This window comes from Bacteroides sp. M10 (assembly GCF_014334015.1).
Classification (GTDB): domain Bacteria; phylum Bacteroidota; class Bacteroidia; order Bacteroidales; family Bacteroidaceae; genus Bacteroides; species Bacteroides intestinigallinarum.
Genome location: NZ_CP060488.1, coordinates 1,431,385 through 1,455,440 on the forward strand (window position 1 = coordinate 1,431,385; position 24,056 = coordinate 1,455,440).

Below are 24,056 nucleotides of genomic sequence, written 5' to 3' on the forward strand. Positions count from 1 at the left end.
GAGCTTTTATGCAGTCGGGTAGTCGTCCCGTTGTAAGGGGATAATAGTCACCTTATAGAATGATAAATATCACCTTATAAGATGACATTAGTCACTTTATAATATGACTATCTGTCTTTAGAAGGATGAGAAACTCTAAAGATACAAAATTAAACAGTAAAAAGCAAGAGGGAGACTGGAAATATTGCCTCATCGGCGGAACGGATGGATTGCATTTCCGCACGTTAGTTTGTAATATTCCACCATACGTTTGTAAAATGACGTATTTTTCAGGGAGTGTCCGTTTTTACAAGCATTAGAATAGCCTGTGTAATCGACTCTCGTCGGAACGTCCTATTTTTGAGTCAGAAAAACATCGTCGGAGTTTTATCTCTGCGATCGAAGTAGTTATCAGAAATAGAACAGAAATCTTTTATTTAACAATTTATTAAACTAATATTTATGAAACAGAAAGTAGCTTTCATGCTATTGGTTATTTCGTTCTGGTGTGCATCTGCTATTCAAGCACAGACGGGAAGCCAAATTACAGGTAAAGTTGTCGATGCCTCCGGGGAACTCGCAGGAGTCAGTGTGGTGGTAAAAGGAACAACAAATGGAGTGACTACAAACATGGACGGCGAATTCAAATTGGGAAACGTAAAATCCGGCGACGTTCTGAAATTCTCTTTTGTAGGTTATAAAACCCAGGAAGTGAAAGTGGGCAATAAGAAAAGATTCGATATTGTAATGGAAGAAGATGCCCAGACATTGGAAGAGGTAACTGTAGTGGCTGTGGGTTACGGTGACGTCAGAAGGCGGGATCTGACCGGTTCTATCGGCAAAGCTAATATAAGCGATATGACGAAAACCCCGGTAAACAATATCGCGGAGAGTCTGGGTGGCCGTATTGCCGGTGTACAGGTGACTTCTACCGACGGAGCTTTGGGGGATAACTTCAATATCGTCATCCGCGGAGCGGGTTCGCTGACGCAAAGCACGGCTCCTCTCTATGTAATAGATGGATTCCCGCAGGAAAGTTCCAGCATGAGCGCCCTCAATCCGAATGACATCGCATCTATCGACATCTTGAAAGATGCGTCCGCCACAGCTATTTACGGTTCGCGCGGTGCCAATGGTGTCGTTATCATCACTACCAAACAGGGACAGGCTAGCAAGGCGAAAGTAACTTATAACGGAAGCGTCAGCATAAGCAAAGTCAACAAAACGATGGATATGATGAGCGGTTATGATTTCGCTTTGTTACAACAGGAAATCATGTCGGCAGACGACTTCTCCAATTATTATCTGAAAAATGGCGTCACCCTGGAAGATTACAAAACTTTTAGAGATTATGACTGGCAGGATGAAATCTACCGTACAGCCGTCAGCCACAATCACTATGTGGGATTGAACGGCGGTAGCGACAAGATGAAATATTCGGCTTCGCTCTCTTACAGCAATCAGCAGGGTATTGTTATCAATACGGATTTGAGCCGTTATCAGGGACGTTTCAATTTCAGCCAGCAAATCAATAAGAAGATAAAGGTAAATGCGAATGCGAATTTCGCCAGTAACGTGCAGAACGGAGTCAGTCCGTCGGCACAGGCTTCGTCGATGTCTCATTCCTTATTATACAGTGTTTGGGGATACCGTCCGGTTTCTCCGTCGGGTTCCGACCTGTTGGCGGCCATGTATGATGAAGATGTGTCGATGAGCGATGACTATCGTTTCAATCCGGTACTTTCCGCACGGAATGAATACCGTCGCAACACGACTAATCACCTGCAAGCTAACTTAGGAGTGGAATGGGAAATTATCAAGAACCTGAAATTCAAGACTACCGCCGGATATACGGGACGGGACATCAAAAGAGAAGAGTTCAACGGCAGTCAGACCCGTACAGGTAACTCGCATCCTAAGAATACACAAAGCAAGGGTATCAATGCCAAGCTGACTCAACAGGAAACCAGAAATTACCTGAATGAGAATACGTTGACTTATCAGTTCAACAAGAACAAACACAGTTTCAACGCCCTGGCCGGTCTGACTTTCCAGAAATATTCCGACTATACGACCAGCATCACGCAGGATTACATCACGAACGAATCTTTCGGCATGGCTGGTATCGGTAAGAGTGAAGCTACTCCGACAACTACCGCATCGCTGGGCGACAATGCTATGATGTCTTACTTCACCCGTTTCAATTACAATTATAAATCAAAATATTACGCAAACTTTACCATACGTGCCGACGGCTCTTCCAAGTTTGCCAAGGATAATCGCTGGGGATACTTCCCGTCCGGTTCGCTGGCATGGACTTTTTCACGTGAGAGTTTTGTAAGCGGGAATCTTCCCTGGCTGTCAAACGGTAAATTACGCGCAAGCTGGGGTCTGACGGGTAACAACCGCATCGGAAATTATGATTATATGGCGCAGCTGATTACACACAGCGACTACTATAAATATCCGTGGGACAGCTCTTTCACTACCGGTTATGTACTGAATTCCATGGCCAACCCCAGCCTGAAATGGGAGACGACCGAACAGTTCGACCTCGGTATCGATCTGGGCTTCCTCAAAGGCCGCATCAACCTGACACTGGACTACTATATCAAAACGACCAAAGACCTGTTATTGAACGCGGAAGTTCCGGCAAGTTCGGGTTATGCCACAGCAACACTGAATATCGGTAAGCTGCGTAACAAAGGTTTTGAAATCACCCTGGAAAGCACCAATATCACAACGAAAAACTTCACATGGAGCTCTAACTTCAACATTGCATTCAACAATAATGAAATTATCGCCCTCAACTCCGGACAGAAAGAAATGCTTAGCTACGTCAGATGGGACAATGCCTACAACAATATGCCTGCTTATATCAGCCGCGTAGGTGAATCTGCCGGAAAACTGTATGGCTACATCTACGAGGGTACTTACAAGTACGACGATTTCAACCAGACCACTAATTCGGACGGCTCCATATCATACAAACTGAAAGACGGAATCCCCAGAATCTCCGACAGTGTGCAACCGGGTGACCCCAGATACAAGAAACTGTCCAACGACGGAACCAACAAAATCACCGACGACGACCGTACCATTATCGGCAACGGACAACCGAAACACACGGGAGGATTCACCAACAACTTTGTCTATAAGAACTGGGACTTGAACATCTTCCTGCAATGGAGCTATGGAAACGATATTCTGAATGCAAACAGAATGGTTTTCGAAAACCCGAGCAACCGGACCAATACGAATATGTTCGCCTCTTACAACAACCGCTGGAGCGCAGCCAATCCTACCAGTGACATGCCGAGAGCGAAAGCTCTGGACGCCAAACATTACAGTTCTCTGTACGTGGAAGACGGCTCTTTCCTGAAGTTAAAGACCATCTCTTTAGGATACAACTTAGGAAGAAAAACGCTCTACAAACTGGGTATTCAGGCAGCCAGAGTGTACTTCTCCGCTGAAAATATAGCCACCCTCTCGGGATATTCCGGTTCAGACCCGGAAGTTTCCGTCCGCAACAGCGTATTGACTCCCGGATTCGACTGGTCTTCCTGCCCGCGTTCATTCAATGCATCATTTGGCGTAAACATAACATTTTAAAGAGTATTCAACATGAAAAAGATATATCGCAATTTAAAGACCGCTGTACTGGCATTAGGATGTATGTCCTTACTACTGTCATCCTGTTCAGACTTCCTGGATAGAAACCCGCATGATTTCGTCTCTCCCGAAATCTTCTACAAAAATGAAAGTGACTGTATGATGGCACTGGCCGGAGTTTATTGGACACTGGCTACCGACCATGTATACGGTGAGAGGTACTCGAATATCCTATCCAATACCGACGACTTGAGTTACTATGCCCGCCTGAACCAAAGCGGTCAGGTTTATACCAACTCACACAATTCAAGTAATAATGATATTTACCAGACGTGGACGCAGCTCTATTCTGGTATCAACAACGCCAACGTATTATTGGACAATATCGATGCAGCCAACATTCCGGATGCAGCCGTGAAGAACCGCATTAAGGGGGAAGCCAAATTCCTGCGTGCCTACTACCACTTTCTGCTTGTACAGAGCTGGTATGAAGTACCCATCCGCACGGAAACCGTGACCGACATCAATAACAGTTCCCTTGCGGCAACTCCGCATGCAGAAGCCATTGACTGGATTATCAAGGAGATGGAAGACTGCATCGACCTGGTGGATGACTCCAAATACGATCTGTCTCCATCACACGTCAAAAAGACAACTGTTCAAGGCATATTGGCACGCGTCTGCTTATGGCGTGCCGGATCGCCCTCCAATGGCGGCAAGGAGTTTTATGAAAAAGCGGCCAAGTATGCCAAGGCTGTATATGACTCGCATAAGCACAAGCTATATCAGGGAGATATTTATGCGATCTGGAAAAACATCGCTTCCGACAAGTATGATACGGAATACAATGAAAGTATGTGGGAAGTGGAATTCATCGGTACCCGCGTGGACGGCAAGTTTACCTACTCACGCATAGGAAACACTATCGGAAACTGGCAGGAAAACACTTCTGCTACCGGTAAGGGATATGCCTACGGGTTCTATTGCGGTTCATTGATCTTATGGGATTTGTTCGAGAAAAACCCCGGTGACTTACGTCGTGACTTATCAATGGCTACTTACAAACTCAACACCAGCGACGCTGCGGTATACTGGAAAGATACGGAAATCGTGACACGCCGTTGCGGCAAATACCGCAGGGAATGGACCACTACTTCTCCTAAAGAGAAGAACAACGACCAGATCAACTATCCGGTGCTGCGTTATGCCGATGTGCTGCTCATGCTGGCCGAAGCCGAGAACGAAGCCGGTAAAGCTCCTACTGACCTGGCCTACGATGCAATCAATGAGGTGCGCGAACGTGCCGGAATTGATAAAGTGGAGAACCTGTCATACGCGGAATTCCAACAGGAAGTGCGCGACGAAAGAGCCCGTGAACTCTGTTTCGAGAGCCTGCGCAAGTACGACCTTATCCGCTGGGGAATTTATTATGATGCCGCTCATAACAAACTGACTGAAGCCACGAACGACAAACGGTGGACTACCAGCGGGTATTATAAAGCAGCTAAAGAATATGCAGCCAATACGGAAGAAAGGCATCAGTTCCTGCCTATTCCGATGAAAGAATTGGGAGTGAACTTACTTCTGAAACAAAACTCTTATTGGAGTAACACAGCAGAATAGTCTTATCTCCCGTTTTGAGAAACATTATACCCCCAACAGAAAAACCATGAAACAGCTATTAATTACAGTCCTTTTGTCAGGAAGTTGCGGATTTCTTGCTGCACAGAAAACAGTTAAAACACCTGCCATATATAAACCTATCCGTACCGAGATGTATAAAAAGGGATGGATAGACTTTAACAAGAACGGGGTGAAGGACATCTATGAAGATCCTTCAGCACCTGTCGATGCACGCATCGAGGATCTGCTCAAGCAGATGACGCTGGAAGAAAAGACCTGTCAGATGGTCACTCTGTATGGGTATAAGAGGGTATTAAAGGATGATCTGCCCACTCCTGAATGGAAGAACCAGTTGTGGAAAGATGGTATCGGAGCCATTGACGAGCACCTGAACGGATTTCAACAATGGGGACTTCCTCCATCGGACAATGAATATGTCTGGCCTGCTTCCCGTCATGCGTGGGCGTTGAATGAGGTGCAGCGGTTCTTTATAGAAGAAACCCGGTTGGGTATTCCTACCGATTTCACCAACGAAGGGATTCGTGGGGTAGAAAGTTACAAAGCAACGAACTTTCCTACTCAACTCGGATTAGGACATACCTGGAATCGGGAACTCATCCGCCAGGTCGGTGTTATCACCGGACGGGAAGCCCGTATGCTGGGGTATACCAATGTTTACGCACCCATACTCGATGTGGGGCGCGACCAGCGGTGGGGACGTTATGAAGAAGTGTACGGGGAGTCTCCTTATCTGGTAGCCGAACTAGGCATTGAAATGGTGCGGGGGATGCAGCAGGATTATCAGGTGGCTGCCACGGGAAAGCATTTCATCGCTTACAGTAATAACAAAGGCGGACGTGAAGGCATGTCCCGCGTTGATCCGCAGATGTCTCCGCGCGAGGTTGAGATGGTTCATGTTTATCCTTTCAAGCGGGTGATCCGTGAAGCGGGATTGCTGGGAGTGATGAGTTCTTACAATGATTATGACGGGTTTCCTATCCAAAGCAGCTATTACTGGCTGACTACCCGCCTGCGCGGAGAGATGGGATTTCGTGGATATGTTGTTTCCGACAGTGATGCTGTGGAGTATCTTTATACCAAACATAATACTGCCAAGGATATGAAAGAGGCGGTAAGGCAAAGCGTAGAAGCCGGATTAAATGTCCGTTGCACGTTCCGCTCTCCCGATTCTTATGTATTGCCGTTGAGGGAATTAGTAAAAGAGGGGGGATTGAGTGAGGAGGTCATCAATGACCGGGTACGGGATATTCTGCGTGTCAAGTTTCTAGTCGGACTGTTCGATCATCCGTATCAGACAGATTTGAAAGGGGCGGATGAAGAAGTGGAAAAAGCAGAAAACGAGGAAGTCGCCCTACAGGCTTCCCGGGAATCGATCGTACTGCTGAAAAACGATCAAGACGTGTTGCCGCTGGATATTTCAGGTATCAAGAAGATAGCGGTTTGCGGACCGAATGCGGATGAATGTTCTTATGCATTGGGACATTATGGGCCGTTGGCGGTAGAGGTGACTTCCGTACTGAAAGGTATTCAAGAGAAGACGGACGGGAAAGTGGAAGTGCTTTATAGCAAAGGATGCGAACTGGTAGATGCGAACTGGCCGGAATCGGAATTGATTGATTTTCCGCTGACGGAAGAAGAGCAAAAGGAAATAGACAGAGCTGTCAGTCAGGCAAAAGAGGCGGATGTAGCAGTAGTTGTATTGGGAGGCGGACAGCGTACGTGCGGAGAGAACAAATCCCGCAGTAGTCTCGATCTGCCGGGGAGGCAACTCGACCTGTTGAAAGCAGTAGTGGCTACGGGCAAACCTGTCGTACTGGTGCTTATCAACGGAAGACCTTTGTCTATTAACTGGGCTGACAAGTTTGTTCCCGCCATTCTCGAAGCGTGGTATCCGGGAGCGAAAGGTGGAAAAGCGGTAGCCGATGTGCTTTTCGGAGATTATAATCCGGGCGGTAAACTAACTGTCACTTTCCCGAAAACGGTCGGACAAATTCCTTTCAATTTCCCGTGCAAACCATCTTCTCAAATTGATGGGGGGAAGAATCCGGGAATGGATGGCAATATGTCACGTGCCAACGGTGCATTGTATGCTTTCGGATATGGCTTGAGTTATACCTCTTTCGAATATTCCGACCTGAAAATAACTCCGGCAGTTATCACTCCTAATCAAAAGACGTATGTCACCTGCAAAGTGACGAATACAGGCAAACGGGCAGGAGATGAAGTAGTACAACTCTATGTGCGCGATGTGTTGAGCAGCGTCACTACGTACGAGAAGAACCTGGCCGGGTTTGAACGAATCCATCTGAAGCCAGGTGAAACAAAGGAAGTTTCTTTTCCCATTGACCGGAAGGCATTGGAGTTGCTGAACGCGGATATGCATTGGGTAGTAGAGCCCGGTGATTTCACACTGATGGTAGGGGCTTCTTCTACGGATATTCGTCTGAACGGCACGTTAACAGTGGCTGACCGCATAAACGACTCTACTCCGCAAAGCAAGGAAAACGAATCTCCAATAAGTGCAAGTACGAATCAGGAAATGGTGAATAACGTGGTGGATAACGACCTTACCACTTTTTGGGAGGGAAACAAAGGGGATTACATCACCTTTGCCTTACAGAACGAAGCGAAAGTGGATGGCATTTCCATTGCCTTTCATCGGGACAACGGACTGGAAACCGATTTTGAAATACAGCTTTCCAGTGGTGGCGGACAGTTCCTGACGGTGTACTCCGGCACAGTGAAAGAGTATCATAAGCTGTTGAACTTTCCTTTCAAAGGAACTACTGCCAGCGACCTGCGTATCGTGTTAGGCAGTGACAGAGTGGGCATTACAGAAATCAAATTACCTCAAATTAGAAAATAAGATATATGAAAACCAGACTATTCCTCTTATTTATTATGTGTCTGTTTATTCTGCCGTCGGCATCAGCACAACAGAAAGAATATTCGTTGTGGTACAGTCAGCCTGCACCTAATGAAGGAGCTGAAAACATTGTAAAGAGTCGCGGATTCCCTTATGACAAATATTGGGAGAGATGGTCTTTACCCATAGGGAACGGATATATGGGGGCTTGCATATTCGGACGCACGGATACGGAGCGTATTCAGTTGACAGAAAAAACATTCGGCGTCAAAGGACCGTACAAGAAAGGGGGCATCGGCAACTTTGCGGAAATATATATAGAGGGTATTCACCATGACCAGCCATTGAACTACAGACGTTCACTGCGCCTCAATGACGCTATCTCCAGGGTAAACTACCAATACGAGGGTGTGAACTATACAAGGGAATATTTCGCCAACTACCCAAGCAATGTAATCGTCGTAAAGCTCAAAGCGGACCAACCCGGAAAAATTTCGTTCACTCTTCGTCCCGTGCTTCCTTACCTGCACGAATATAACGACGAAGGAACCGGACGTACAGGCAAGGTATCAGCGCAGAATGACTTGATTACCCTGACCGGAGATATACAGTTTTTCCGGCTTCCGTATGAAGCGCAGATTAAAGTAATTCCCAGTGGGGGACAGCTAAAAGCGATGAACGACGAATCGGGAAACAACGGAACCATCCGCATACAACAGGCTGACAGCGTAGTGTTACTGATTAATGCACAAACTGCTTATCAACTGAAAAGTTCGGTATTCACGGCATCTCCGGAAAACAAGTTTACCGGAAACGAGCATCCGCACCGTGCTGTCAGCCAATGCATACAGAAAGCGGCCGACAAAGGATATGAGGCATTGTGCAAAGAGCATATAGCCGATTATCAGTCTCTCTTCAGCCGGGTGGACTTGCGTCTTTGTAATGAGACTCCCGGTATACCGACTGACAGCCTGTTGCACGACTATCAGAGAGGAAAAGAAAGTTTATATATGGATGAATTATTGTTCCAGTACGGACGTTATTTATTAATCGCTTCGTCGAGAAAGGGTTCGTTACCACCCCACCTCCAGGGAGCATGGAGCCAGTATGAATATGCGCCCTGGTCCGGAGGCTACTGGCATAACATCAATATACAAATGAATTACTGGGCTGCCTTTAACACGAATCTGGCGGAAGTATTTATTCCTTATGTGGAATACAATGAGGCTTTCCGTCAATCGGCCAACGAGAAAGCGACAGGTTATATCAAAAAGAATAACCCTGACGCCTTATCGGCCATCCCCGAAGAAAACGGATGGACCATCGGAACGGGGGCAAACGCTTTCTCAATAGATAGCCCCGGCGGACATTCGGGACCTGGAACGGGAGGATTCACCACCAAATTATTCTGGGATTATTATGATTTCACCAGGGATGAAGATATACTGAAGAAACACTCTTATCCCGCCATGCTGGGTATGGCCAAATTTCTTTCGAAAACTCTGAAACCGACAGAGGAAGGATATTTGCTGGCTGATCCGTCTTCTTCGCCTGAACAATATCATAACGGTACGACTTACCAGACGAAAGGTTGTGCATTCGATCAGGGAATGATTTGGGAGAGTTTTCATGATGTATTGAAAGCAGCGGATATCTTAAAAGAGGAGTCGCCTTTCCTCCGGACGATAAAAGAGCAGATTGGCAAACTGGATGCCATCCAAATTGGAGAATCGGGGCAGATAAAAGAATATCGTGAAGAAAAAAAGTATAGTGACATCGGAGATCCGCGCCATCGCCATATTTCGCATTTATGCGCACTCTATCCGGGTACGCTGATTAATGCGGAGACTCCTGAATGGTTGAAGGCGGCTACCGTAACTTTAAACAACCGGGGAGATAAATCGACAGGATGGGGTGTCGCCCATCGTTTAAACTTATGGGCACGGGTAAAAGACGGAGATATGGCGTACCAACGATACCAGCTGTTATTGAAGAAGTATATCCTTGAAAACCTGTGGAATATGCACCCGCCTTTCCAGATTGACGGAAACCTGGGTGGGACTGCCGGAGTAGCAGAAATGTTGATTCAAAGTCATGAAGGATATATCAACCCCCTCCCCGCCCTGCCGGCTGCATGGAGAGACGGAAGTTATGAAGGTTTGGTAGCCCGGGGAAACTTTGTAGTTTCCGTTTTCTGGAAACAGGGGCTCATGACTCAAATGAATGTCTTATCCAGAGCGGGTGGCGAATGCGTCATTCAATACAAGGATATTGCCAATTTTACAATCAAAGACGCCAAAGGAAAGAAAGTGAAAACTATCCGGGAAAGTAAAAACCGGATCAGATTTACCACCCAAAAAGGAAATACCTATTACTTAAACCATTAATAAAAGATATGAGACTGAAAAAACAAATAGCTATTCTGGCACTGGGAGCAGGTTTCGCCGCCTGCACTCCCCAACCGGCAACCAACCTCATTGAAGATAACATGGAGTTTGCACAGCAACAGCTCCGGTTTGCTTTTGATGAGATAGATTATGCCATCGTCAATGAGTCACCCGAAAGCCGCGCGAAACGGGAAAAGAACGGTTGGGGAGAACTGACCAACCCCCGCAATTCGGAACCGGACGGGACACTGAACCTGGTGCCGTCCAAAGACTGGACAAGCGGATTCTTTCCGGGAGAACTTTGGTTCCTTTACGAATATACCCAAAACAATTTCTGGAAAAAGAAAGCCCAGCAACATACTGATATATTAGAGAAGGAAAAGATGAACGGAAGTACTCACGACATGGGTTTTAAAGTCTATTGCAGCTTTGGCAACGGATACCGTCTGACGCAAGATGAACACTATAAGGAGGTCTTGCTGCAATCAGCACGCACGCTCGCTACACGCTTCAAACCGGCGGCAGGGATTATCCGGTCGTGGGATCATAGTACGGCCAAATGGGCATGTCCGGTGATTATTGATAATATGATGAACCTTGAACTGCTGTTCTGGGCTACTAAGGAGAGCAAAGACTCTACGTTTTACCGGATAGCGGTCGATCATGCAAGAACTACGATGAAGCATCATTTCCGGCCTGATTTCAGCAGTTATCATGTGATAGATTATGATAGAATTACAGGGCAGGTATTAAAAAAGAATACTCATCAAGGCTTTGCCGATGAATCTGCCTGGTCACGCGGACAGGCATGGGCGCTCTACGGATATACGATGTGTTATCGCGAAACCCGGTTACCGGAGTTTTTGGAGCAGGCTCAAAACATAGAGAAGTATCTCTTTACTCATCCCAATATGCCGGAGGATCTTATTCCTTACTGGGATTTCGATGCGCCTGGCATACCCGACGAGCCACGTGATGTTTCAGCGGCTACGGTCATCGCTTCGGCACTTTATGAACTTAGCTTGTATGATCCTGAAAAGGGTGAACGCTACAGGAGCAATGCGGATAAGATCATAGAGAACCTGACGAAACATTATCGCGCTACGCTAAAGAAAGACAACGGTTTCCTGTTATTGCACAGCACGGGGACCAAACCGACTAATACGGAAGTGGACGTACCTATTGTCTATGCCGACTATTATTTCATAGAAGCGTTGATGCGTAAAAACAAATTAGAAAAAACGGGTAAACTGTTTTAATCTTAAATCATATCGGTAAGAAAAACGGAGGATTTAATTGTTTAAACTAACGGATAAAAACATGAAGAAATCTGCTAAATTATGGATGGTCATTCTCTTCCTATTCACCGGAGCAGGAAGGGTAACTGCGCAAATTCCATCTACCAGAATATACGACGGAAAGAAACTGGCTAAGGTAAAAGCCCGTATGGAGTCGAAAGAATATGCGTCTGCCATCACTAAATTGATGAATGAGGCGGACAAAGCCCTGAAAAGTAAACCTGTCTCCGTGATGGATAAAACGATGGTTGCGGGTAGCGGGGACAAACACGACTACGTTAGTATGGGACCTTACTGGTGGCCCGATCCGACGAAGCCCGACGGTCTGCCTTATATCCGCAAAGACGGAGTACGCAACCCTAATGCAACCAGTGACTGTACGAACATCGGAAAGACAATTAATGATATATCGACTTTAGGAATCGCCTACTATTTCTCCAGCAATGAGAAATATGCAGCCAAAGCTGCTGAACTCACCCGTATCTGGTTTCTGAACCCTGAAACTCGCATGAATCCCAACATGAATTATGCACAAATGATTCCGGGACATAATGAGAACAAGGGCAGAGGATTCGGCATGATTGATGTTTATGCGTTTATCAATTTACTGGATGCAGTGGAGATGATGAATACTTCCACCGACTTTACAACAGCAGACCGTTCCGGTCTGAAAGATTGGTTTACCGATTATCTGGAATGGATTCGCACCAGTCCTGTAGCCGACGAGGCAAGGACATCTGAAAATAATCATGGAGTATCTTTCGACGTGCAACAAACGGTATATGCGCTCTTCACCGGAGATTCCGTCCTGGCACGGAAGACAATCAGTGAGTTTGCAAAGTTACGATTGTTCCCACAAATCGAACCCGACGGTAGACAGCTTAGAGAACTGGAGCGCACCAACGGACTTAGTTACACAAACTACAATCTGGCTCTTATAATGGATATGTGTGCAATCGGCCATACATTAGGTATAGATGTCTACAACAGCACTTCCAAAGACGGGCGCTGCATCGCGAAAGCATTGAAGTATATGGCTTCTTTTATCGGAAAGCCACAAAGTGAGTTTCCATACCAGCAAAGCAGGGATTGGGAAAAAGAGTTGCAAACAAGTTGTTGGATATTGCACCGTGCTTCTTTCTATGACAATAAATCGGGTTGGGAGGAGATCTGCCAAAAATATTTGAAGCCATCCAGTACGGACAGAAGGCGATTGTTATATAGTTTAGAATAATTCAATAGGTATATTATAAATATTACACGACATTGGAATAGATTAAGATGTTTCTGAATAAGATATTACCAGATTCTGACAAGATTGGGTAATGTCTTATTTTTATAATGAGGAAAATTGTTACCTTTGTTATATCTTATATTTACAATAAGATCAAATCTAATTTTTCCTCTTATGAAAATAATTAAAGCTGCCCGCATCGTTACCCTCATTACCGGACTAGTAGTAGCCGGAGTGTTCTTTTCATCCCCTGTTTCTGCCCAGGACATTTCGGGAACCTGGCATGGAAAACTTTCCATTCCCACCGGTTCACTGACTATTGTATTCCATATCAGTCAAACAGGACAGGGAACTTATGTGACGACATTGGACAGCCCCGACCAGGGAGCTAACGGCATAAAGACGCAGACTACTTCTTTCAATGATTCTACATTGACAATCCAGATACCCATTATCCATGCCTCTTACAAAGGAAAATTGGATAGTAATCAAACAATCAGTGGGACGTTTACACAGGGAATGCCTATTCCGTTGAATTTGGAAAAGGGAGAAGCCAGCCGCCCCAAGCGCCCGCAGGAGCCTCAACCGCCTTTCCCCTACAAAAGCGAAGAGGTCATTGTGAGGAATGAGCAGGATGGCATCAACCTTGCCGGAACATTGACTCTTCCCCAAAAGGGAACTAAGTTTCCGGCAGTGGTTATGGTGACAGGGAGCGGTGCACAGAACCGGGATGAAGAAATCATGGGACACAAGCCTTTCCTCGTCATCGCCGATTATCTGACCCAGAACGGGATTGCCGTACTTAGATGTGATGATAGGGGAACTGCCGCTTCACAAGGTAATCATGCAACAGCTACCAATGAGGATTTTGCCACAGATACGGAGGCTGCTATCAATTATCTGCGCAGCAGAAAAGAAATTAATGCGAAGAAAATCGGTATCATCGGACATAGTGCAGGTGGAATCATTGCATTCATCGTTGCAAAAAAAGATCCGTCGATCGCATTTGTCATTTCATTGGCAGGAGCCGGTGTGAGAGGTGACAGCCTGATGTTGAAGCAGGTAGAGTTAATCTCTAAGTCTCAAGGAATGCCGGATGCCGTCTGGCAGGGGATGAAACTGTCTATACGAAACAGATACGCCATACTGCAACAAACGGATAAAACTCCCGAAGAGTTACAGAAAGAATTGTATGCAGACGTTACCCAAACAATGTCTCCCGAACAATTGAAAGATTTAAATACCGTCCAGCAGATATCTGCGCAAATCAGTTCGATGACTTCTCCGTGGTACCTGCATTTTATGCGATATGACCCGGCCGAAGACTTGAAGGAACTAAAATGTCCGGTTCTGGCACTGAACGGAGAAAAAGACATTCAAGTGGATGCCGCCATGAACCTGACCGCCATCCAAGAAAAAATCACTGGAAATGGAAATAAAAATGTAACTATCAAAGCCTATCCCAACTTAAACCATCTGTTTCAGACTTGCGAAAAAGGAACACTGGCGGAATACGGGCAACTGGAAGAAACCATCAGCCCGGAAGTTTTAAAGGATATCATGGAATGGATAAAGAAACAATAAGCCCATTTACGATATACCTTTCAGACGACATTTCTTAATATCACATCGTCATTCTTTCCAATTCTTGCAAATATTTGAAGAATTTGCAAGAATTGGAAAGAAAAACGTTATATTTGTAGGTCCCAATATAATATAAACAAGTGATAGTATGATTGAACTTCCACCTCAAATAAGTCAGAAAGAATATTTAAGTGTTCTTCTGACTGAACCGCTTGAAAAACTCAAAGCAATCATAGAAAAAAACAATGATAAGTATAGTTACTGGTCTGATGTAAAATATCAAAGGACTCCTGATGGAATATCCAATAAAGAATTGTGGTGCTACATAAAAGCATCACGAAAAGCAAAACGAATGATCGTATGGAAAAAGTATGGTATATCTATCAGTATAACCAATGCCATGCAACGAATGTGTCACGAGTTTGATATGAACTTCGGTGGTTCCTGGGGAAGTAATTCAATCATCCCAGCAGAAAACAAAGAACAATATCTAATTAGTTCATTAATGGAAGAAGCCATATCTTCCAGCCAAATGGAAGGAGCCGCAACCACCAGAAAAGTAGCAAAGGAGATGTTGAGAAAAAGCCTTTCTCCACAAGACAAGTCTCAACAGATGATATTCAACAATTATCAGACCATACGCTTTATAACTCAACATATAAATACCCCGTTATCGTCTGGGCTATTACAACAAATTCATGTCTTAATGACCGAAAAGACATTAGAAAACCCAGCTGATGCCGGGAGATACAGAACGAATGACGAAGTAGTGGTGGAAGATGCCATATCACATGAAGTAGTACATACCCCTCCTCCATATGAAGACATTCTTCCGTTTATTGAAGATTTATGTACATTCTTCAATGAAAACAATCCCAAAGTATTTATTCATCCGATCATTAGAGGCATTATCATTCATTTTATGATTGCCTATATGCATCCTTTTGTGGATGGAAACGGACGTACAGCAAGAGCCCTATTTTATTGGTATATGCTAAAAAGTGGCTACTGGTTGACTGAATACTTATCTATTTCAAGGGTTATTGCCAAATCAAAAAAGTCCTATGAAAATGCTTACTTATACACGGAAGCAGATGAGAAAGACATGGGATATTTCATAGCTTATAACCTTCGGGTGCTGGAGCTTGCCTTTAAAGAACTACAAACTTATATTAAACGTAAATTAGACCAGAAACATCAGGCATCTGTATTCTATAAATTAGATAATATCAACGAACGCCAGGCAGATATTCTTAGGCTTATTAATGATAACCCTAAAATATTATTCACTGTAAAAGAACTGCAGAACAGGTTCTCTGTCACTCATACTACTGCTAAAAATGATATTGACGGTCTTGTAGAAAGAAAACTGATAGATGAAATATCACTCAATAAAGTAAAGAAAGGGTATGTAAAAGGAGAAATGTTTGATGAAATTGTTAAATCGATTACTTAGCCTTTCCAATTCTTGCAAATATTTGAAGAATTTGCAAGAATTGGAAAAAGTAGATAATTAGGCATAGTTCATATATCCTATGATACCTCAAAATGTATTACCTTACGTTTACACTGATATTGTACAAATTGATTTAAATCAAAATCGTCCGGCCTGAACTCACCTTGAAAGATTTTGTTTTACCTTTGCAGCCGAAATAAAAAAGCGGCAGATCAAAAGGTAAAAAGCAACAGGTATTAGGTAAGTTTGGTATGAAGAAGAGTCTTATTGCATTGGCGTTCGGTACACTCGGATTGGGTATTGCCGAATTTGTGATGATGGGAATTTTGCCCGATGTGGCAAAAGATTTAGGTATTAGTATTCCTACCGCAGGGCATTTCATATCTGCTTATGCATTAGGCGTCTGCGTTGGTGCCCCTGTACTGACATTGGCCCGCAAATATCCATTAAAACATATTCTGTTGGTATTAGTTACCTTGATTATGATAGGTAACATCTGTGCGGCTATGGCTCCCAATTACTGGGTGTTACTCGCTGCCCGTTTCATCTCCGGTTTACCTCATGGCGCATACTTCGGAGTAGGATCTATTGTTGCCGAGAAACTGGCCGATAAAGGCAAAGGCTCGGAAGCCGTCTCCATCATGATTGCCGGAATGACCATTGCCAACCTATTCGGTGTACCTCTGGGAACTTCTTTAAGTACCATGCTTTCTTGGCGTGCCACTTTCCTACTGGTCGGTATCTGGGGAATTGTTATCATGTACTATATCTGGCGATGGGTTCCCCATGTAGAAGGTTTGCAGGACACCGGCTTTAAAGGGCAGTTCCGTTTTCTTAAAACTCCGGCTCCATGGTTGATTCTTGGTGCCACAGCCTTAGGAAACGGCGGTGTATTCTGTTGGTATAGCTACATCAATCCGCTGCTTACCAATGTGTCCGGCTTCTCTGTAGAAAGCATTACGCCTTTAATGATTCTTGCCGGTTTCGGTATGGTGATGGGAAACCTGATTAGCGGACGTCTCTCCGACCGTTACACTCCCGGAAAGGTGGGAACTGCCGCACAAGCACTTATCTGCGTGATGTTATTGCTTATCTTCTTTCTCTCTCCATACAAATGGGCAGCCGCCCTGTTAATGTGCCTTTGTACGGCAGGACTGTTTGCTGTATCCAGTCCGGAACAGATATTGATTATCCGTGTAGCAAAAGGAGGAGAAATGTTGGGAGCAGCCTGCGTACAGGTTGCGTTCAATCTCGGAAACGCCATCGGTGCCTATGTAGGCGGACTGGCTGTCAGTGGCGGATACCGTTATCCTGCCCTGACAGGTGTACCGTTTGCCTTGATCGGATTCACTTTGTTCTTGATTTTTTATAAGAAATACCAAGCAAAATACTAAAACTCTCTCAAAATACCTATCTTTGCAGTCAGATTATCTTTTAATTAAATAAAAACGAAATAGATAAATGGCATTGCAATGTGGTATTGTCGGACTACCGAACGTGGGTAAGTCGACTCTTTTCAACTGTTTGTCGAACGCAAAGGCACAAGCGGCAAACTTCCCTTTCTGTACAATTGAACCGAATGTAGGTGTAATTACCGTTCCTGACGAACGTCTGAACGCACTGGCAGAACTGGTACATCCCCAACGAATTGTTCCTACAACTGTAGAAATCGTAGATATCGCCGGACTGGTGAAAGGCGCAAGCAAAGGCGAAGGACTGGGAAACAAGTTCCTTGCCAATATCCGTGAAACAGATGCAATCATCCATGTGCTCCGTTGCTTCGACGACGACAACGTGACACACGTAGACGGAAGTGTAAACCCTGTCCGTGACAAAGAGATCATCGACTACGAACTCCAACTGAAAGATCTGGAAACAATCGAAAGCCGTATTCAAAAAGTACAGAAACAGGCACAAACAGGTGGAGATAAGGCTGCTAAACAAGCTTATGATGTACTCGTCCAATATAAAGATGCACTAGAACAAGGTAAATCTGCACGTACAGTGACTTTCGAAACGAAAGACGAACAAAAGATTGCTCACGAACTGTTCCTGCTAACCAGCAAACCGGTGATGTACGTTTGCAACGTTGATGAAGCAAGTGCAGTAAACGGCAATAAATACGTAGATATGGTACGCGAAGCCGTGAAAGACGAGAATGCTGAAATTCTGGTGGTTGCAGCCAAAACAGAAGCGGACATTGCCGAACTGGAAACGTACGAAGACCGCCAGATGTTCCTTGCCGAAGTAGGCTTGGAAGAATCGGGCGTAGCACGTCTTATCAAATCAGCTTATAAGCTATTGAATCTTGAAACCTATTTCACAGCCGGTGTGCAGGAAGTACGCGCCTGGACTTACGAAAAGGGATGGAAAGCTCCTCAATGTGCTGGTGTTATCCATACTGACTTTGAAAAAGGCTTTATCCGTGCCGAAGTTATCAAATACGAGGACTATATTCAATACGGATCGGAAGCAGCTGTGAAAGAAGCCGGAAAGCTGGGTGTGGAAGGAAAAGAATATGTAGTGCAGGACGGAGACATCATGCATTTCCGTTTCAATGTGTGATTATCAATAATCACCAACGACTCATTAATTATTAATTCGCTAATAACATGAAGTATCTCATCGCAGGAACTGGAGGTGTAGGCGGCAGTATCGCAGGATTTTTGTCGCTGGCAGGCAAAGATGTAACCTGTATTGCCCGTGGTGCTCATTTGCAAGCAATACAAACGGATGGTTTAAAACTGAAGTCGGATTTAAAAGGCGAACATACGCTCCGGATTCCGGCAACTACCGCTGAAGAATTCAATGGAAAAGCGGATGTGATATTTGTATGCGTGAAAGGTTACTCGGTCGATTCTATTGTAGAACTCATTCAAAGAGCCGCTCACAAAGACACGGTTGTCATCCCCATACTGAATGTGTATGGAACAGGACCGCGGATACAGAAACTTGTCCCGGGAGTCACCGTTCTGGATGGTTGCATCTATATTGTGGGGTTTATATCCGGCACAGGAGAAATCACCCAGATGGGGAAAATCTTCCGGTTGGTGTACGGCGCTCATCGCGGCACTATCGTCAAACCCGGATTACTGGAAGCCATCCAACAGGATTTGCAGGAAGCAGGTATCAAAGTAGACCTTTCACCGGATATCAACCGGGATACGTTTATCAAATGGTCGTTTATTTCGGCAATGGCTTTAACTGGGGCTTACTACGATGTACCGATGGGTGAAGTCCAAAAGCCGGGAAAGGTACGGGATACATTCATCGGACTCACAACAGAGAGCGCTGCTTTAGGAAAGAAGCTAGGTGTGGAATTCCCGGAAGATCCTGTAACTTACAACCTGAAAGTTATCGATAAACTGGATCCCGAAAGCACTGCTTCCATGCAGAAAGATCTGGCACGCGGACACGAATCCGAGATACAGGGACTGCTCTTCGATATGATTGCAGCAGCCGAAGAACAAGGTATTGACATACCGACCTACCGGATGGTTGCAGAAAAATTCAAAGAATAGCCACTAGAGAAAGAATGAAACCTATTAAATAAATAATACTACCAAGCCTATGTATTCACTTCTCAACATCAACTGGAACCCGAATCCCGAACTATTCAACCTGTTCGGTATTTCTATCCGTTATTACGGATTATTGTGGGCAGTAGGAATATTCTTTGCTTATGTTGTTGTTCACTACCAGTTCCGGGATAAAAAGATAGAAGAAAAGAAGTTTGATCCGCTTTTCTTTTACTGTTTCTTTGGTATTCTGATCGGTGCCCGCCTGGGACACTGTTTATTCTATGATCCGGGATACTATCTGTCACATTTCTGGGAAATGATTCTTCCCATCAAGTTTATGCCGGACGGAAACTGGAAGTTTACCGGATACGAGGGATTGGCCAGTCATGGTGGCACACTGGGATTGATGATTTCGCTCTGGTTGTATTGCCGTAAGACAAAGCTCCACTATATGGATGTGGTAGACATGATTGCCGTAGCTACTCCAATCACAGCCTGCTTCATTCGCCTTGCCAACCTGATGAACTCTGAAATCATCGGTAAACCGACTGATGTGCCCTGGGCATTTGTTTTTGAACGCATTGATATGCAGCCCCGCCATCCGGGACAGCTTTACGAAGCCATCGCCTATCTCATCCTGTTCTTCATCATGATCTATCTGTATAAGAATTACAGCAAGAAATTACATCGTGGATTCTTCTTCGGTCTCTGTCTGACTTACATCTTTGTCTTCCGTTTCTTCATCGAATTCCTGAAAGAGAATCAGGAAGCATTCGAAGACCACATGATGTTCAATATGGGACAATGGTTAAGCGTTCCATTTGTCATCATAGGCGTTTATTTCATGTTCTTCTATGACCGGAAGAAAGTAGAAAAGAAATGAAACATATCATTGATATAGAAACTTGGGAGCGGAAGGAGAATTTCAACTTCTTCCGCCACTTCCAGAATCCACAATTATCCATTACCTCCGAAGTAGAATGCGGAGGAGCAAAGAAACGGGCCAAAGAGGCTCATCAATCCTTCTTCTTGCACTACCTTTATGCCGTGCTTCGTGCAGCCAATGAGATTCCAGAATTACGCTATCGTATTGATCCGGAAGGTCGCGTAGTGCTCTATGATAAAATAGATATTCTATCTCCAATCAAAATAAAAGAGAACGGCAAATTCTTCACCATACGCTTTCCTTATCACGAAGATTTCGATACCTTTTATCAGGAAGCCCGGAAGATTATTGATTCTATTCCCGAAGATGGTGATCCGTATGCAGCCGAAAATGGAGAGGTAGCCCACGGAGATTACGGTCTGATCCTGTTAAGCGCGACTCCCGATTTATATTTTACTTCAATCACAGGTACACAAGAAAAACAAAGTGGCAACAATTATCCGCTACTGAATGCAGGAAAAGCAATCACCAAAGAAGGTAAATTAGTAATGCCTATCGCTATGACCATTCATCATGGATTTGTAGACGGGCATCATCTTTCATTGTTTTACAGGAAAGTAGAAGAGTTACTAAAATAAAGCACAAACAAGGATTATCATTCTCCCCCATTGCTTCATATTACAGATTTTAAATTAAGGGGAAATAATTATTTCCCCCTGACTATCTTCTTGATATCATTCAGCTTATTCAGTGCTTCAATCGGAGTGAGATTATTCACATCCAAATTCAGAATCTCATCACGAATCTGACAGAGAATCGGATCATCCAGTTGGAAGAAACTCAACTGCATCCCTCCACGGTTCTCGCTCACTTCCGTCAACGGTTTACCGGAAATACCTTGTTGGCGATTGTCAGATTCGAGCTGCTTCAGTATCTCATTGGCACGTTTCACTATACTTTTCGGCATACCAGCCATCTTTGCCACGTGAATACCGAAAGAGTGCTCACTACCACCCCGCTCCAGCTTACGAAGGAAGATTACCTTATTATCAACTTCTTTCACCGATACATTATAATTCTTGATACGCTTGAAGGATTTCTCCATCTCATTCAATTCATGATAATGCGTAGCAAATAAGGTACGTGCTTTAGCTTTCGGATGCTCATGGATATGCTCTACAATTGCCCAAGCAATGGAAATACCGTCATAAGTAGACGTACCACGTCCCAACTCATCAAACAACACCAGACTTCGGGAAGAAACATTGTTCAGAATATCTGCCGCTTCATTCATCTCCACCATGAATGTTGATTCTCCGACCGATATATTATCACTCGCTCCTACACGAGTAAATATCTTGTCTACCAAACCAATGTGCGCACTCTCCGCAGGAACAAACGAACCGATTTGAGCCAATAATGTAATCAATGCCGTCTGACGTAAAAGCGCAGACTTACCGGCCATGTTTGGACCTGTAATAATAATAATCTGCTGCGTAGTGCTGTCCAGCATTACATCATTAGCAATATACTTCTCGCCAATCGGAAGCTGCTTTTCAATCACCGGATGACGTCCCTGGCGAATATCCAACACATCATTATCCTCAATGACCGGACGAATATAACGATTCTCACGGGCGACATTGGCAAATGACAACAAGCAATCCAAACGTGCAATCTGATTCGCATTCACCTGTATCTGCGGAATAAACTCCGTCAATGCCTGAACCAAATCCGTATATAATTGAGTCTCCAACGCAAGAATCTTATCTTCGGCACCCAGAATTTTCTCTTCATATTCCTTTAGTTCCTGTGTGATATATCGCTCCGCATTAACCAACGTCTGTTTACGAATCCATTCTTTCGGAACTTTATCTTTGTGGACATTACGAACCTCGATATAGTAACCGAATACGTTATTATAAGCTACTTTCAAGCTCGGAATACCCGTCGACTCACTTTCACGCTGTTGTATCTTCAGCAAATAATCTTTTCCTGAATAAGAGATTTGGCGCAATTCATCCAGGTCTGCATTCACACCGTCTTTAATTACTCCGCCCTTATTTATCAATAAAGGAGGATCATTATTTATCTCTTTAGCAATCCGGTCACGAATAGGAATACAAAGATTCAGCTGTTCACCAATACGATTTAAGCTGGCATTATCAGCTTCCAGACATGCCTCTTTTATTGGCTCAATTGCTTGCAAAGCAACTTTCAACTGAACAACTTCACGAGGCGACACACGGCCTACAGCCACTTTGGAAATAATACGCTCCAAGTCCCCTATCAAATGCAACTGCTCTTCAATCAGTTCTTTAAATTCCGGTTGACGGAAGAAATATTCAACTACGTTCAAACGTTCATTGATTGGTTTCTCATCTTTCAATGGAAAAACCATCCAACGTTTCAGCAGACGTGCCCCCATCGGGCTGATCGTTCTGTCAATCACATTGAGCAGACTGCTTCCGCCGTCATTCATATTGCCAATCAGCTCAAGACTGCGCACAGTGAACTTGTCCAGACGGACGTATTTATCTTCTTCAATACGAGCCAATGAGGTGATATGACCAATCTGCGTATGTTGCGTCATCGTCAGATATTGCAGGATAGCACCGGAAGCAATGATACCATTCTTCAAATGCTCCACCCCAAAACCTTTCAGATTCTTCGTCTCAAAGTGTTTCAGCAATTTCTCACGAGCCGTCGTTTCTGTAAACACCCAATCATCCAGCTCGAACGTGAAAAACTTACTGCCGAAATTACCTTCAAACATCAAACGTTTGCCACGTTCAAAAAGAATTTCCTTCGGGGCGAAGTTGTTCAACAGTTTATCAATATAATCAAAAGGTCCTTCTGCAGTTAGGAATTCACCGGTAGAAATATCAAGAAAGGCAACCCCACAGGAAGCTTTCCCGAAATGAACGGCAGCAAGGAAGTTATTTTCTTTATAATTCAGGACATTATCATTGATAGAAACACCGGGAGTCACCAGTTCGGTAATGCCACGTTTCACCAATTTTTTCGTCATTTTCGGATCTTCCAACTGGTCACAGATAGCGACACGCTTTCCGGCACGAACCAATTTCGGAAGATAAGTGTCGAGAGCATGATGCGGGAATCCCGCCATCTCAACAGTCTTTCCTTTCCCGTTAGCACGTTTTGTCAGTGTGATTCCTAATATTTCCGATGCAACGATGGCATCCGTAGAATATGTTTCATAAAAGTCACCGCAACGAAACAGCATCACTGCATCCGGATGTTTTGCTTTCAAATCCAGAAACTGTTTCATCATCGGGGTGAGGACGATTTCTTCTTCGTTCACGGTTCTCTCCTTTTCTTTTTTATTTAGGGTAAACAATTGCAATATCTTTGCAAAGATAACGGTTTTTCGGCAGAGAATCAACGGTATCCTCCAATTCAATTTTCACAATTAGTGTTGCATACCATCAAAAAAAGAGGGCTTATTTCTTAACAAGTAGGAGAAAAATATTAAAACGTGTTATAAAACATACTATTTTTCTTGGATAATTTGCTAATTTCCCAATAGTCCGTATCTTTGCAATGTGTTTTTCATAGTATTAGATTT

The 24,056-nt window shown here is 44.3% G+C and carries 14 protein-coding genes; 13 read left to right on the plus strand and 1 reads right to left on the minus strand.

The window, feature by feature from the left end:
* Nucleotides 1-441 precede the first annotated feature (441 nt).
* From H8796_RS05265 to H8796_RS05325, 13 genes are all read left to right on the plus strand, one after another.
* The gene (locus H8796_RS05265; RefSeq protein ID WP_117933273.1) at nt 442-3,591 is read left to right on the plus strand and encodes a TonB-dependent receptor; all 3,150 of its coding nucleotides are present in this window, start codon (nt 442-444) and stop codon (nt 3,589-3,591) included.
* Nucleotides 3,592-3,603: 12 nt separating this feature from the next.
* Nucleotides 3,604-5,214: a RagB/SusD family nutrient uptake outer membrane protein gene (locus H8796_RS05270; protein ID WP_117933275.1), complete on the plus strand. Its 1,611-nt coding sequence runs from the start codon at nt 3,604-3,606 to the stop codon at nt 5,212-5,214.
* Between the two features lie 46 nt (nt 5,215-5,260).
* Nucleotides 5,261-8,101, plus strand: coding sequence for a beta-glucosidase (locus tag H8796_RS05275; protein ID WP_117933277.1), 2,841 nt, complete (start codon nt 5,261-5,263; stop codon nt 8,099-8,101).
* Between the two features lie 5 nt (nt 8,102-8,106).
* A complete protein-coding gene (locus H8796_RS05280) occupies nt 8,107-10,488 on the plus strand; it encodes a glycoside hydrolase N-terminal domain-containing protein (RefSeq protein ID WP_117933278.1) in 2,382 nt (793 codons plus the stop codon).
* Nucleotides 10,489-10,496: 8 nt separating this feature from the next.
* Complete coding sequence (locus tag H8796_RS05285) at nt 10,497-11,747, plus strand: glycoside hydrolase family 88 protein (RefSeq protein WP_117933280.1); 1,251 nt, start codon at nt 10,497-10,499, stop codon at nt 11,745-11,747.
* Nucleotides 11,748-11,808: 61 nt separating this feature from the next.
* Nucleotides 11,809-13,020, plus strand: coding sequence for an alginate lyase family protein (locus tag H8796_RS05290; RefSeq protein WP_117933282.1), 1,212 nt, complete (start codon nt 11,809-11,811; stop codon nt 13,018-13,020).
* 174 nt (nt 13,021-13,194) lie between these two features.
* Complete coding sequence (locus tag H8796_RS05295; protein ID WP_117933284.1) at nt 13,195-14,604, plus strand: alpha/beta fold hydrolase; 1,410 nt, start codon at nt 13,195-13,197, stop codon at nt 14,602-14,604.
* Nucleotides 14,605-14,752: 148 nt separating this feature from the next.
* Nucleotides 14,753-16,060, plus strand: coding sequence for a Fic family protein (locus tag H8796_RS05300; RefSeq protein WP_117933286.1), 1,308 nt, complete (start codon nt 14,753-14,755; stop codon nt 16,058-16,060).
* A gap of 251 nt (nt 16,061-16,311) precedes the next feature.
* On the plus strand, nt 16,312-17,454 hold the full coding sequence (gene araJ / locus H8796_RS05305; RefSeq protein WP_117933288.1) for an MFS transporter AraJ: 1,143 nt from the start codon (nt 16,312-16,314) through the stop codon (nt 17,452-17,454).
* Nucleotides 17,455-17,521: 67 nt separating this feature from the next.
* Nucleotides 17,522-18,625, plus strand: a complete 1,104-nt coding sequence (gene ychF / locus H8796_RS05310; RefSeq protein WP_117933290.1) for a redox-regulated ATPase YchF — start codon at nt 17,522-17,524, stop codon at nt 18,623-18,625.
* Between the two features lie 47 nt (nt 18,626-18,672).
* On the plus strand, nt 18,673-19,581 hold the full coding sequence (locus H8796_RS05315) for a ketopantoate reductase family protein (protein ID WP_117933292.1): 909 nt from the start codon (nt 18,673-18,675) through the stop codon (nt 19,579-19,581).
* Nucleotides 19,582-19,630: 49 nt separating this feature from the next.
* Nucleotides 19,631-20,464, plus strand: a complete 834-nt coding sequence (lgt, locus tag H8796_RS05320) for a prolipoprotein diacylglyceryl transferase (RefSeq protein WP_117933294.1) — start codon at nt 19,631-19,633, stop codon at nt 20,462-20,464.
* A complete protein-coding gene (locus tag H8796_RS05325) occupies nt 20,461-21,105 on the plus strand; it encodes a chloramphenicol acetyltransferase (RefSeq protein WP_117933296.1) in 645 nt (214 codons plus the stop codon). The genes lgt and H8796_RS05325 overlap by 4 nt, the downstream gene beginning before the upstream one ends.
* A 68-nt stretch (nt 21,106-21,173) precedes the next feature.
* Here the strand turns inward: H8796_RS05325 and mutS are convergent, their stop codons facing one another.
* Nucleotides 21,174-23,762: a DNA mismatch repair protein MutS gene (gene mutS / locus H8796_RS05330; protein ID WP_117933545.1), complete on the minus strand. Its 2,589-nt coding sequence runs from the start codon at nt 23,760-23,762 to the stop codon at nt 21,174-21,176.
* Nucleotides 23,763-24,056: the final 294 nt, after the last annotated feature.